This is a genomic window from Niallia sp. FSL W8-0177, assembly GCF_038006285.1.
Classification (GTDB): Bacteria; Bacillota; Bacilli; order Bacillales; family Cytobacillaceae; genus Niallia; species Niallia circulans_A.
In genome coordinates this window covers 57,335-69,373 of sequence record NZ_JBBOUX010000002.1, presented here as the reverse complement: position 1 = coordinate 69,373, position 12,039 = coordinate 57,335, and the positions used below count along the sequence as shown (strand labels likewise).

Annotated in this window: 15 protein-coding genes; 12 read left to right on the top strand and 3 right to left on the bottom strand. The window is 31.5% G+C overall.

What is annotated here, in order from left to right; translation table 11 throughout:
• The 3 genes from NST77_RS24775 to NST77_RS24765 are packed head-to-tail and all read left to right on the top strand — an operon-like array spanning position 1 to position 3,280.
• Positions 1 to 2,073, top strand: a complete 2,073-nt coding sequence (locus NST77_RS24775; RefSeq protein WP_341123816.1) for a peptidoglycan DD-metalloendopeptidase family protein — start codon at positions 1 to 3, stop codon at positions 2,071 to 2,073.
• Between the two features lie 17 nt (positions 2,074 to 2,090).
• A complete protein-coding gene (locus NST77_RS24770; protein ID WP_016204239.1) occupies positions 2,091 to 2,636 on the top strand; it encodes a hypothetical protein in 546 nt (181 codons plus the stop codon).
• Positions 2,582 to 3,280, top strand: a complete 699-nt coding sequence (locus NST77_RS24765) for a hypothetical protein (protein WP_341123815.1) — start codon at positions 2,582 to 2,584, stop codon at positions 3,278 to 3,280. Before NST77_RS24770 ends, NST77_RS24765 begins: the two co-directional genes overlap by 55 nt.
• Here the strand turns inward: NST77_RS24765 and NST77_RS24760 are convergent, their stop codons facing one another.
• Together NST77_RS24760 and NST77_RS24755 are read right to left on the bottom strand one after the other, a co-directional pair.
• The gene (locus tag NST77_RS24760; RefSeq protein ID WP_341123814.1) at positions 3,281 to 4,027 is read right to left on the bottom strand and encodes a hypothetical protein; all 747 of its coding nucleotides are present in this window, start codon (positions 4,025 to 4,027) and stop codon (positions 3,281 to 3,283) included.
• Positions 4,020 to 5,201, bottom strand: coding sequence for a hypothetical protein (locus NST77_RS24755; RefSeq protein WP_341123813.1), 1,182 nt, complete (start codon positions 5,199 to 5,201; stop codon positions 4,020 to 4,022). Before NST77_RS24755 ends, NST77_RS24760 begins: the two co-directional genes overlap by 8 nt.
• 347 nt (positions 5,202 to 5,548) lie before the next feature.
• Between NST77_RS24755 and NST77_RS24750 the strand changes: the two genes are divergently transcribed.
• From NST77_RS24750 to NST77_RS24735, 4 genes are all read left to right on the top strand, one after another.
• Complete coding sequence (locus NST77_RS24750) at positions 5,549 to 6,385, top strand: ATP-dependent DNA ligase (RefSeq protein ID WP_341123812.1); 837 nt, start codon at positions 5,549 to 5,551, stop codon at positions 6,383 to 6,385.
• A 134-nt stretch (positions 6,386 to 6,519) separates the two neighbouring features.
• A complete protein-coding gene (locus NST77_RS24745) occupies positions 6,520 to 6,672 on the top strand; it encodes a hypothetical protein (RefSeq protein ID WP_162837595.1) in 153 nt (50 codons plus the stop codon).
• A gap of 339 nt (positions 6,673 to 7,011) precedes the next feature.
• Positions 7,012 to 7,233 carry a hypothetical protein gene (locus NST77_RS24740; RefSeq protein WP_047944556.1) on the top strand — a complete coding sequence of 74 codons (222 nt, stop codon included), beginning with the start codon at positions 7,012 to 7,014 and terminating at the stop codon, positions 7,231 to 7,233.
• 10 nt (positions 7,234 to 7,243) lie between these two features.
• A complete protein-coding gene (locus tag NST77_RS24735; RefSeq protein WP_341123811.1) occupies positions 7,244 to 8,506 on the top strand; it encodes a Y-family DNA polymerase in 1,263 nt (420 codons plus the stop codon).
• 20 nt (positions 8,507 to 8,526) lie between these two features.
• Here NST77_RS24735 and NST77_RS24730 read toward each other — a convergent pair whose 3' ends face one another.
• On the bottom strand, positions 8,527 to 9,039 hold the full coding sequence (locus NST77_RS24730) for a hypothetical protein (RefSeq protein WP_341123810.1): 513 nt from the start codon (positions 9,037 to 9,039) through the stop codon (positions 8,527 to 8,529).
• 970 nt (positions 9,040 to 10,009) lie between these two features.
• On the opposite strand from NST77_RS24730, the gene NST77_RS24725 reads away from it, so the two are divergent.
• The 5 genes from NST77_RS24725 (at position 10,010) to NST77_RS24705 (ending at position 12,037) form a co-directional block, all read left to right on the top strand.
• A complete protein-coding gene (locus NST77_RS24725) occupies positions 10,010 to 10,714 on the top strand; it encodes a 4'-phosphopantetheinyl transferase family protein (protein ID WP_341123809.1) in 705 nt (234 codons plus the stop codon).
• A 77-nt stretch (positions 10,715 to 10,791) separates the two neighbouring features.
• Entirely contained in the window at positions 10,792 to 11,061 is a 270-nt protein-coding gene (locus tag NST77_RS24720) for an acyl carrier protein (RefSeq protein WP_341123808.1), read from the top strand.
• Positions 11,062 to 11,099: 38 nt separating this feature from the next.
• The gene (locus NST77_RS24715) at positions 11,100 to 11,228 is read left to right on the top strand and encodes a hypothetical protein (protein ID WP_341123807.1); all 129 of its coding nucleotides are present in this window, start codon (positions 11,100 to 11,102) and stop codon (positions 11,226 to 11,228) included.
• A 79-nt stretch (positions 11,229 to 11,307) separates the two neighbouring features.
• Positions 11,308 to 11,472, top strand: a complete 165-nt coding sequence (locus tag NST77_RS24710; RefSeq protein WP_341123806.1) for a hypothetical protein — start codon at positions 11,308 to 11,310, stop codon at positions 11,470 to 11,472.
• 1 nt (position 11,473) lies between these two features.
• Entirely contained in the window at positions 11,474 to 12,037 is a 564-nt protein-coding gene (locus tag NST77_RS24705; RefSeq protein WP_341123805.1) for a hypothetical protein, read from the top strand.
• Positions 12,038 to 12,039: the final 2 nt, after the last annotated feature.

The following is a 12,039-nucleotide window of genomic DNA, read 5'->3' as shown; positions in this document are numbered from 1 at the left end:
ATGAGTGATAACAAAAATACTCAAGAAACCTTAAATGAAAAATTAGTAAATGGAATGAAGGGATTAGGTAGATTACTATCTAAACCCTTTAGTAAAAAATTTAAACAAAAAGCTGCTGCGGTTGCCAAAAAAGCCATAAAAGTTGCAGCCAAAGTAATTTTAAAAGTACTAAAACAGATTTTTGCTTGGTTAATTGGTACAGTAGGTATTCCTGGTATCTTAATAACTTTAGGAATAATAATTGTAACTGTTATCATCTCTGTTGCATTATCCTTTTTTTGGACTTCAGATGATAATTTAAGTGGTGATGATGCAAAAATTCAAGCGTATATTAAGGAACAATCCGAATCTACTGTGAATATGGATAGTGATTTAGAAAGACCTTATCGTGTACCAGAAGGGTTAATATCCTCAACTATAATGTTAGATTTTTTTGAGCAAAAAGATTACAGTCTTTCCCAAACGAAAAAAATTATTAGAAACATGGCTACTAAACTCGCTCCTGAATTTGAGTATGGTCAATATGATGAATGGAAAGAAAAGCAAGTGACTGTTTGTGAGGAAGGTAAAGAATGTAATGTTGGGAAAGTTCAACATACAAAAAACATGGTAACCAAATTAAATTCTGTAGAATATTGGAATGGTTCAACTATATTCTCCTATAAACCCAAAGTCACAGCGTGGAAATCAAATACAGTCATTATCCACAAAACCATAAAAGAAAATAAAAAAGTTGACTATTGGAAAGCGTTAGAAGTCCCTATGTATCTTGTAGATAGGTCAGATCCTTACTTTCCATTTTATAATTCAAACAGCAAAACGTGGAAATCACTACTAGCAGAAGAAACCAGACAGAAAAAAAATAAGATTAACACTTCAGGTTATGTTAAAGTGTACCTTTTAAAAACTAAGACAGTTAAAGTTGAAAGAATTGTAGAAGTAAAAACTACAACTAAAACTAGACAGCAATATTTTGAATCTAGTAAACAAGTAAAACAAGATTATGCGAATTTTGATGCAATATTAAACTCAATGGGACTGGGCTTGGATGATAAGATGCTTATAGAAGCAAATTATAGCTTCCTTGAAGGAGATATAAATTATATAGATTGGTTGAAAGGGAATGGTGGCGTATACGGGTTTGATGATATCAGTTATGATGGTGACATAATTCCTGGAGCTGGGGTACCTCCGCAATACATGCCTATATACCTTGCTGCAGAAAAAAAGTATGGGGTACATTGGTATACACTAGCCGCTATTCATAGTAAGGAGACAGCCTTCAGTACAATAAAACCAATGCTTTCTTATGCAGGAGCTGTTGGTCACATGCAATTTCTTCCTGCAACTTGGGCAGGATGGAAATACAATATTGGAGGGGGAAGAGTTTCAAATACTACAAATTATACAGATTTGAATGTTATTAAAGCAGGTGGAGGATACGGAGTAGATGGTAATAATGATGGAAAGGCAGATCCTTTTACTTTAGAAGATGCTATTTTCACTGCAGCAAATTATCTTTCAAAGAACGGCTACTCTACAGATAAGAGAAAATCAATTTATCAATATAACCATGCAGATTGGTATGTTAACGATGTACTAGCTAGGGCAGAAAAATTCAAAACAAGCGCTAGTTATAGCGGTGGATCTGATTCTCCAGAACTAAATCCAGGAAGTTTTATTAGACCTACCACAGGAAAAGTTACTTCTGGATTTGGTGCAAGATGGGGTGCTACTCACTATGGTATAGATATTGGATTAGGTGGTAGATCAAACGTGAAAATATATGCTGCTGCAGATGGTGTCGTTCATAGATCCTATCTAAGTAGTTCATATGGGAATGTTGTTTACATTCAACATACAATAGGTGGTAAGAAATATGAAACTGTATATGCACATATGCAAAATAGAGCAGTTTCTGCCGGTACAAAAGTAAAACAAGGGCAGTTTTTAGGATATATGGGTAGTACTGGGAACGTCACCGGACCTCATTTGCATTTTGAAATCCATTCACCAGCATGGACTGCAAATAAAGCAAATGCTAAAAATCCCGCTTTATACATCAAATTTTAAGTTATAGGGGTGAGTATATGAAAGCTACTAGTAAACTACGTTTTTCTTTTCTAATTTTGTCGTTAGTAATAATTTTAAGTGGATGCTCTTCAAGTTCTAAAGCTAATATAAAAGTGACAGAAGATAATATAGACTACCTCATTGAATACGATGAATCGTTACAAACATTTATAACAGAAATGACTAGTATTTTAACAAATTTTAATAATTCTTTAGATGGTCTATACACCCATGAGGTAAGTAATAGTCAATTTGCAACAATAATGAAAGAAACAATAAAAAAATCAAATGAACTTGTTTCCAACGTGGAGGCACTAGATGTTAATCCAGAACTTTTTGAGGCACACCAAAATCTTATTGTTTTAGTCAATCGTTCGCATCAATTATTACTTACAGCAATTGAAAGTGCCAATAATAGTAGTACAGATGAATCTAATACCATGGATAAGGACACATTAAGACAAGAATATATAGAAATTAAAAAGGAACAAGCAAATACTGCTAACCAATGGAAAATACTAAGAGAAGAGCTGGCAAGTGCAGCTATGGAAGAAGAAAAATGATGAAAAAACATTATATTTGGATTATCAGTATCTCAATAATCACAATCTGTATTGCGATATATATCAATGTTTCTTCCAGTCAAAAACTTACTCCAGTTGATTTAAAAGATATGCAAAACAATGTGGCTAAGGAAGTATCATTTAATAAAGAATATCAAGAAAAGACAATGGAGTGGGCAGAAAAAAATGCAAAAGGTGACATGGAGTTAGACTTAGGTTTTTATGAACCAAATGAACATAGTGACGTTTCTCCTCAGAGAAACGTCATCAACTACTTTATGACTGGGTTATTACAAGATAATATTGATTATTTTACTTCTGCATTTGATATTGAAGTTCTTTCACAGGATTTATTCCAATCAAAAGAAGAGGACAAAGAATTAGTGGTAAAGGAAATAATAAACAGAATTTCAAGAAACGGCAGTATTGAGGGATTAAAAATCAAAGAAGCGAAAGAAGGGATTGGTCCTAATTCTAATAGAGTATTATTAGAATTAAAATACTCAGACGGTCTTTCTAAAAGGATAGAAATTCGTATTTCTCCCTCGGAGTACGCTCACTCAGAGGAGCATCACCATTCCACATATTCTATTGTAACTTCCGCTTGGGAAATAGTTAAACAAATAGAAGGTACGGTAAAGTAATTATTCCGTACCTTTTGACATTGTTAGATAGGCTTTATCAATTTCTTCTTTTGCTTTTAACCATGTATCGAAAGTTTTTATATACTTATATGAAGAAGGTAAATTATTTTCCCTTGCAAATTCATCCCACTTTGTTTTAGTAGAATTGAGAAATTTGTATAAATACTCTGGTTTTAATGTAAGTTTTATTAGTTCTTCTTTTGATAAATTAAAAACTTTTTTCTTTCCTACTATATCCAATATTTCATCGTACGTATAATGATTTCTAATTGTTTTATAAGTTGGTAATTTATTCTCAGAAGCATATATATCCCATTGAGAACGTGAAATAAAAAATTCATTATGTTCTTCAAGAATTTCTTTTATTTTTTGCTTTGTATACTTCGGAGTTCTTTCATTCTCTACTCCAATGGCATTTTTAAACGATGACCAATCTTTAAATACTGTTAAAATCTGACCAGGAGAGGGAAGATCTAGTGTTTGATTAGCAGAGTAATCTTTCCACATTCTTATTGTTTTAGCGTGCTCTTTATGTTCCTTTCCGATTTGAATAAGGCTATTTCGATTATATTTTCCCTTTATCTCTGTTCCTAAAGCGCTTCTAATTTCGTTCCAATCATTAAAGAACTTTCTTAATGAGTAATAGGATGGTAGGTTGTGCTTTGAAGCATATTCTTCCCACTTGCCTACCGTTGTTAAATGTTCTTTATGAGGAATTAACAATTCTATTAAAGTTTCTTTATTCATTATTCACTCCTAGTATTTTGGGAGAATCATTTATCATTTTAACTATATCTTCATTTGTTGCATTTAATTCTTTAAGGTCATTAGTAACTTCTTGAAATTTTTCGCTTGATATGTCTCTATATAAAAAATTTAAAAGATGTTGTTTTTGAGAAAAATACTTTTCTACCTTATCTTCTAAATAAATTCGATAATCATTTCTTTTGCCGAAAGAGCTAATGTAATGCTTAATGTCTATTAAATCAAGATCCGGCATATAAAAAGACTTGATATCCCAAAAGTCTATATCCACTAAAAATTCATATTTAATTAATTCACTATTTACATTATACTCGGGATTTTTCTTCAAAGAAATGACCATTTTTTCTGGTCTATATTTCATGATATTAGAATCATCTTTTTTTTCTAACACAACATTTTTCAGAGTAAATGGTACTGCTTTTATAGGAGTAGAATAGTTCCTCCTATATTCGATATCCATCTTTCTATTATATTTCAATAAAGGGTCAGGCATTAAGATATAGAGTGATCCATCATAGGTTTCTCCTAGCATGAAAACTGTATCACCAAAAATGGGCAATCTATTTAACTGACTAATTGTATCCTCTATATAATAAGTAGTGCAGTATTTTTTTAATAAATCAGAAGGGGAAAGACGAGACTCTTCATACTTTAATTGCTCTTCCTTATATCTATCAGAATGTTCTCCAAAAGTCTCTTGATGCCAGTTTTCATATGACTCCTCTGCCTTTTCCTTTTTAGTACGAAATCCAAAACAATAAGCAATATAATATCCTAACATCCATACTATTAAAAGGGGAATCATTATAGTAAGTACCACATATGCTAATAAATTTTGTCCTAACTTAGAAGAGCCAATAATCATTAAAAATAAACTTAGAATTAAAGCTACGGCTAAGAAAAACATTATTACTATTGCTGCTCTTGATAAGAATAACATTATTGCGTACAACGTCGTTCCTGGTTCGCCCTCATATATCAAACCCAAATTATCAAAGAAATCAATAATTTTCAGCGATTCTAAAATTGGATAAGTAATATCCCATCTGTAAACTGCCAAAACAAAAATAATAAGTCCTAATAATCCAGCTAAACCTGTCTGTTTCCCCCTTCGGTATTGAACAAAACCGTTAAGGAATGTAAGTATCGTATTCATAACTGCCCTCTCCCTTTTTATGAACAAAACAATGACTACACCGCTTATAACTGAATTATAAATTATAACCAATGTTTAGTCAATGTTCTTCGCCACGATAAAACTGTAATCAAAATTAATACAATCATACATACTTCAAATGCATAAAATAGACGGGATGGTTATATATTAGTCTTAAAGCATGAATCACCACACTTAAGTCCTTCTAATAAACTGAAGGGCTTTTCCTTGGTTATGTCACCACATTATTCCTCTTTTAACAATAACGTTCTATTTATCGACCAATCTGTCTCTGTTATGATATTAGAAGAGGTGAAAAATCTGTGTTAAACACTCCTTTAAAACCAATGTTATTACAACCATCTGAGGTTATATCAACTGATTCAAATTATATACATCAGTTGAAATTTGACGGACATAGAGCTTTATTCCATTACGATCATGGGAAAATCACTATCTACACCAGACATGGAAATGATGTTACATTAAAGTACATTGAATTACTTAATTTAAACTTGCCTGTCCAAAAATGTATATTGGACGGAGAAGTGATTGTTCTTGATAAGAATGGTGAAATACCCAAACCAAATTTCGAATGCCTAATGGCACGATTTCAAGCGTCTCAAAGAGATAAAATTGTTTCTCTAGCGAAAGCTATCCCCGTACACTTCGTTGCATTTGATATTCTTTTCCTTAATGGAGTATCTACAATACATGATCCCCTAGAAAAGAGATTAGATATCTTAAGTTCGATTATTGATAATGACCATCTAATTTCGGCAGCTACCTCATTTAACGATGGACTAACCTTATTTAATAAAGTGAAGGAGCTAGGATTAGAAGGGATAGTAAGTAAAAAACTCTCATCTAAATATATATTAGATAGTCGAACCTTCGCTTTCCAAAAAATCAAAAATTACCAATTCTTAATAGGAAATATTTATGGATATAAAAAAAACTCTTTTGGATGGTTGATAAAAGAAGGGAACCAATCAAGAGGAATTGTGGAATTTGTCCCCAAAAAGGAAAGGGAAGCCTTTTATAAAATTTCAAAACAATTAATTATCGGAGAAGATAAGAACTTTGTTTATTTAGACCCTCTTCTAAAGGGCGAAATTAAATATCAATGTTTAACTTCTAAAGGTTTTATGAGAAGTGCTAGCTTTCAAAAATTTATCATTTAACACCCTTTACACAATGTAAGGGGTTTTTGTTTGTCCTAATGGAAAAATGGTGTGATATAATGGTGATACAACTACATAGGTGCGGGTGGTATGCACTCTTTTCCTGTCTAAGAGGGAAAGGAGGTGACATACAAATGGATTTCGTATTGGACTTACTCAAAGATGTAGCAAAAATCTTTTTTACTACTCTTGCTGCGGGCTATGCAAATCGCTTTGCAAGCAAAAAGAAGAACAAACGAAAACCCGCCCCGCGCCGTAGGAAGCAAAAGGGTGGGTCTTCTAAATAACTATTTAGCATACCACTCGTAAGTAGTTGTCCAAGGAGTTGTAGCTCCTTGGTTTTTTTAGTTTGATTCTTATATATTATAATATACCCTTACTACAAAAATTTCAATCCGTTAGAATCTAAAATCACAGATAGATAATCCTCTAACATTCTCTATTCATCTTCAATTAAATTCCCCGATAATAGGTATTTTTATTTCACCTTCTTCTTCCATTTTCTCATTTCATCATATCAATTATTTAAAATTCGATAGTATAAATCACACATTCCAGTAAGAAAATAACATTGTAATCGAACATAAGTTCTTATATAATTTTTATATTAATTGGAGGAGATAGTAATGACTTATTCTTTTCTTGAAGAAGAAACAATTTATAATGCAATGGAAACTAATTCTTCGGTTTCTTTTTATGTTTTTGACCATCCAGCACTAGGTGAGGCAATCATAATAGGGAAAACTATATTCATCGATTACAACAATAAGCATTTTCGTTTAGTTAAAGATACAACAGAAGAAATTTTATATCTACCTTTTTCAATGATAAGTAAAATAACAAAATAGGTGATTGTTTATGTTCGACTACTCTCAGTTTCCTCATAAAAACATACTAGCAGTCGATATGAAGTCATTTTATGCTTCCGTATCAGCTGTATTATTAGGTCTCGATCCTCTTACTTGTCACTTAGCTGTAGTAGGAAATACGGAGAGGGAGGGGAGTGTAGTACTTGCTGCCTCTCCTGCTATGAAAAGAGATTTTAAGATAAAAACGGGTTCTCGGAAGTTTGAAATTCCAAAAGATCCTCGTATTGTTGTAGTGGATCCATCGATGTCCTTATTTGTCCGCGTATCTACAGAAATTATTAAGTTATTTTATAAATATGTACCTCCTAATAAAGTACATGTTTACTCCATCGATGAAAGCTTTTTAGAACTTGGCCCTTCTGATAAATGGGGCACTCCAGAAGAAATAGCTAAACAAATTCAATATGATATTTACAGTGATTTCGGACTCCCCTGTACAGTAGGAATCGGTCCAAATATGCTTATGGCAAAACTGTGTCTAGATTTAGAAGCTAAAAAGGTGGATAGTGGTATTGCAACTTGGACTTTCAATGATGTACAAAAGAAATTATGGCCAATATCACCATTGAGTGAATTTTGGGGGATTGGTAAGCGAACTGAAAAAACATTAAACAGTATGGGGATATTTTCTATAGGGCAACTTGCTAGATACGATTTAAAATTACTGGAAAATAAGTTTGGAATATTGGGAAACCAATTGTTTCATCATGCTTGGGGAATAGATTTATCCGAAATTGGTTCACCAATTATGGCTGGGCAAGTCAGTTACGGTAAAAGTCAAATATTACTTCGGGATTACAAGGAAAGAAGAGAGATAGAAACTGTAGTATTAGAAATGTGCGAAGAGGTATGTAAAAGAGCAAGAAAAAATCATCATGCGGTTCGCACTATAAGTTTTGGGTTAGGATATAGTCGAGATGAGTATGGTGGGGGATTTAATCGGTCAAGAACAATCGAAAATCCTACTAATGCAACCATGGATATATATAAGGTATGTTTGGATATTATGAGAGAAAATTATCGCGGACAAACTGTTAGACAAATATCTGTTAGTTTGTCCAAACTCGTAGATGATTACGAAGTGCAATTGGATCTTTTTGATACTAATAGTTGGAAAAAACGAAAAATAGGTTATGTAGTAGACGAATTAAGAAATAAATTTGGCCCCACCTCTTTACTAAGGGCAGTCTCCTATACTCCAGGAGGGACAGCTGTACACCGTTCCAAATTGGTTGGTGGGCATAGAGCCTAATCCCCCCTTAAAGGGGGATTTTATTTTATACCAAGACTCTCCAATGTCTCTCGTACATTTTCGGGGTATACTTCAATATACAATTCCTGTAATTTTCTTCTTAGTTTTCTGTAGATTAAAAATAGTACTAATGAAATGATAACTACTGGAATAGTTGTTAGAAAAGCATAGAGAGGATTAACTAAAATAAAGAATCCGTAACAATGAGAAGAAATGAGATTTATAATCCTATCGAAAGTATTTATCCGTCTTAAACTATTTTCAGTTTTGAAATACCTCTCTGCAGCTGTTAATTCACGGTTGGTTTTCCCTTTCCAAGACCATTGAGCCTTCGCGAATTCTATCCATTCCTCCTTTTCCAATTTCGTTTCCTTTGAAGAAGCAGAATTCCTAATATCGCTCTTTTTTTCTGAGTAGAAATGAGCATATGCTTTCTTAATTTCTTGTCGATAAATTTCCCCCTCGATTTCCTGCACCTTTTTATAAACACCAGTTAAGCGGGATATCAAGTATGCACCATAACTGAAAAACATTACAGCAAGGAATATAAGAATCGTTTCACTAAAGTAATTTGGATATATGTATGTAATAGCATAGATAACTATAAAACTATATATAACATATGAGAGATATAAAAATAATCTTTCTTTACTAAACGGCCAACTCATTATAATTTACAATCCCCTTTCTTATCTACTATTATTATCGACGATTTTAAAATGTTCTTGATATTTAAACGGTGTAAGCTCTTGACACAGCTTTAACAGTTGGGTATAAATATAAGTTCTCCAGCCACCATCAAAACCATGATATAAAGTATCGAATAAACAATTAAGTTTAATATGATCTCTTCTTTGTAATAACATCGATATAGTGAAGAGGCTTTATTAACATATGGAAGGTCAATAAAAATAGTAGTTTGCTTCCACCATTACTCTCTTCAATCATTTCACAAGCATCCCGATTAGTTATCGTTACTTGTTCTGCAAAGGAATGTAAATTTTTCTATTCGTCTTATTAGTTCATCTGGAGGTGCTTTAATTTTTATTGGTTTTGAAATACATAATCAAACTAATGATTTAAAAATAATTTTCAGGTAATGTTCATTTTATAAAATCATCAAATAGGATGAATAGAAAATCTAATATAGGAATAAATTTGTGGCATTAGAGGATAAAAACTTCTATGCTTTTTTGTGTAAAAGCACAATTAATGGTGTTGCAATAGTCTCTCTTTTAGTCTTGTTTATTAAAAAGAAATATAATTTCAATTATCATTGGATTTTTTCTTTAAGTCCATATAGTTCGTAAATTAGTATTTATAATGGAAAAAATTGTAGAATTTTTTCTTTTCCTTGATGTATAATGAAGTAAAGTGTAAATAAATACCCAAAAATGTAAAGAGTTGTGTAATATAAATATATAAATATGAAAGAAGTACAGTTTTATTTCTAAGTAAATCACTAAATTATTACTTGTTATCTACTAAAAGGAGAAATTTAGTTTGGTACAACTATATTCAGTAAAGATTGAAAATTACGAAAATAATATAGAAGATATTCTTTATTTGCTATCAGAAGAACGAAAAAAACGAATATTGAGACTCCGACAAATACCGGATCGAATTAGAGGTGTTGTAGCAGAAACATTAGTAAGAACTCTAATAATTCATAGACTCAATATTGACAATAATGACATTACTTTATGTATTAATAATTTTGGAAAGCCCTATTTAAAAGAGTACCCTGAATTCCAATTCAATATTTCTCATTCGGGTGACTATGTTCTGTGTGCAATATCAGATCGTCCAGTAGGTATTGATATTGAAGAAATAAAAGATATAGATTTAAAAATAGCTGATCGCTTTTTTACTAATAGTGAAATCAACTACATAAATCAAGCAACTAATGAAAATCGTATTAAACGTTTTTATTCTATATGGACAGCTAAAGAAAGCTATATCAAATTTATAGGTGAAGGTATGTCTATACCGTTAAATTCGTTTACCATTGAAATCTTTGATAAGGCAATAAAACTATATGAGTGTAATGGACAAATAATCACTGAACCATCTTGCTATTTTAAATCGTACAATATTTCAGAAAAATACAAGACTACTTTGTGTTCACAAAGCCCATATCATTCAGATGTTATTCATTTCAAGTTTTCAGATTTATTCGAGGAATTTACTAAAATTGCTTACAAATAGTAGCGTATTATTAAACTTTATTAATTCCTAAATCCTTATAAATATCAATTTTACTAAATGAAAAGGAGAGTGAATCTTTGAATAGGTTAGAAATAGAAAAAAAACTACAAATTGCTATTAGTAATTGCTTAAATGTAAATATAGATTTTAACCAAATTGGTAAGGAGGATAATTTATTTAGTCTTGGTTTAGACTCCGTACAAGGGATTAAATTGTTAGTTGTTATTGAAGAACAATTTGATATTGAATTTTATGATGATGAGTATAGTTTGGAAAACTTCAAAAGTATTGGATCAATTATTAATTTAATACAAAGTCATGTTAGTAGTGCTACTCCTGAAATATAAAAAAATTTCCTAAAGAATATTGAAAGGAGGTGTTAAATATGAAGAAGAATGAAACCTTGAGTCAGCTAAAATACTTAATTTCCAAAGTTACTACAGATGCAAAAGGAATGGAATACAGAGAAGTGGAATTTGTTAAAGCTAGTCCTGCTACCAAAGCAGCAAATTAATACAAGGCAAGACAGGATATAAGAGTAGTTTCTTTTATCCTGTTCTTGCTAAACATCACTTTTTTGGAGAACTCTCTGCTTGAAGAACATTATTAAAATATATATTCTTTTTGCAAAAAATTTTATGTTTTCGCTTAATGGCTATATATTAAATGCAAATGGCACTTTACATAAATCAGGTGATTTCCTGTCCTTTAGACCGTTTACTTATTATCATGCTTTACTTTCTAAATGGAGGAATTGAAATGTCCTATAAATATAATTGTTTAGACTTAAGTAATATATTAAATCATAAGGCCTGTTCACTAAAGGACTCTGAAGAAGGAGGATACCTAACAATATCAGGTTCTTCCATTCCCGAAGAATATATGCCTTTTAATAAGGTTTTTGAATATAATACTATACCATTCTATATGGGTAAGCAAAGTAATTGGGATAATTTGGAGTTATCGGGACAACGAGTTTTTTTATCAGATACAGAAGCTTCAGCAATACATGTTATTGGAACATCTAGTATGACAGATATGGAAGAAGAAATAGAGATTTATTACAAAGATACAACAATTCATACTGCACCCTTAAAACTTAGTTATTTTGGAACTGATCCCTCAAAGACTGATAATGAATGCTTTATTCAAATCCCTTTTCTGTATTCAGGAACAAAAGTAAATTCAAAAATCCAACCATGTATTTGGTATACAAAATTAAGTCTTCCAGTCCCATCTCTTATAGACTCTATTTTACTTGGGGAAAACCCCTGTATGCACATTTTTTCAATTACAGTTGAAAAACAAACTGAAAAGGAATAATG

Excerpts from the sequence above, each read along its gene's own strand:
- NST77_RS24775 (WP_341123816.1), top strand. The coding sequence starts at position 1 with ATGAGTGATAACAAAAATACTCAAGAAACCTTAAATGAAAAATTAGTA.
- NST77_RS24770 (WP_016204239.1), top strand. The coding sequence starts at position 2,091 with ATGAAAGCTACTAGTAAACTACGTTTTTCTTTTCTAATTTTGTCGTTA.
- NST77_RS24765 (WP_341123815.1), top strand. The coding sequence starts at position 2,582 with ATGGAAAATACTAAGAGAAGAGCTGGCAAGTGCAGCTATGGAAGAAGA.
- NST77_RS24760 (WP_341123814.1), bottom strand. The coding sequence starts at position 4,027 with ATGAATAAAGAAACTTTAATAGAATTGTTAATTCCTCATAAAGAACAT.
- NST77_RS24755 (WP_341123813.1), bottom strand. The coding sequence starts at position 5,201 with ATGAATACGATACTTACATTCCTTAACGGTTTTGTTCAATACCGAAGG.
- NST77_RS24750 (WP_341123812.1), top strand. The coding sequence starts at position 5,549 with ATGTTATTACAACCATCTGAGGTTATATCAACTGATTCAAATTATATA.
- NST77_RS24745 (WP_162837595.1), top strand. The coding sequence starts at position 6,520 with ATGGATTTCGTATTGGACTTACTCAAAGATGTAGCAAAAATCTTTTTT.
- NST77_RS24740 (WP_047944556.1), top strand. The coding sequence starts at position 7,012 with ATGACTTATTCTTTTCTTGAAGAAGAAACAATTTATAATGCAATGGAA.
- NST77_RS24735 (WP_341123811.1), top strand. The coding sequence starts at position 7,244 with ATGTTCGACTACTCTCAGTTTCCTCATAAAAACATACTAGCAGTCGAT.
- NST77_RS24730 (WP_341123810.1), bottom strand. The coding sequence starts at position 9,039 with ATGTTTTTCAGTTATGGTGCATACTTGATATCCCGCTTAACTGGTGTT.
- NST77_RS24715 (WP_341123807.1), top strand. The coding sequence starts at position 11,100 with ATGAAGAAGAATGAAACCTTGAGTCAGCTAAAATACTTAATTTCCAAA.
- NST77_RS24705 (WP_341123805.1), top strand. The coding sequence starts at position 11,474 with ATGTCCTATAAATATAATTGTTTAGACTTAAGTAATATATTAAATCAT.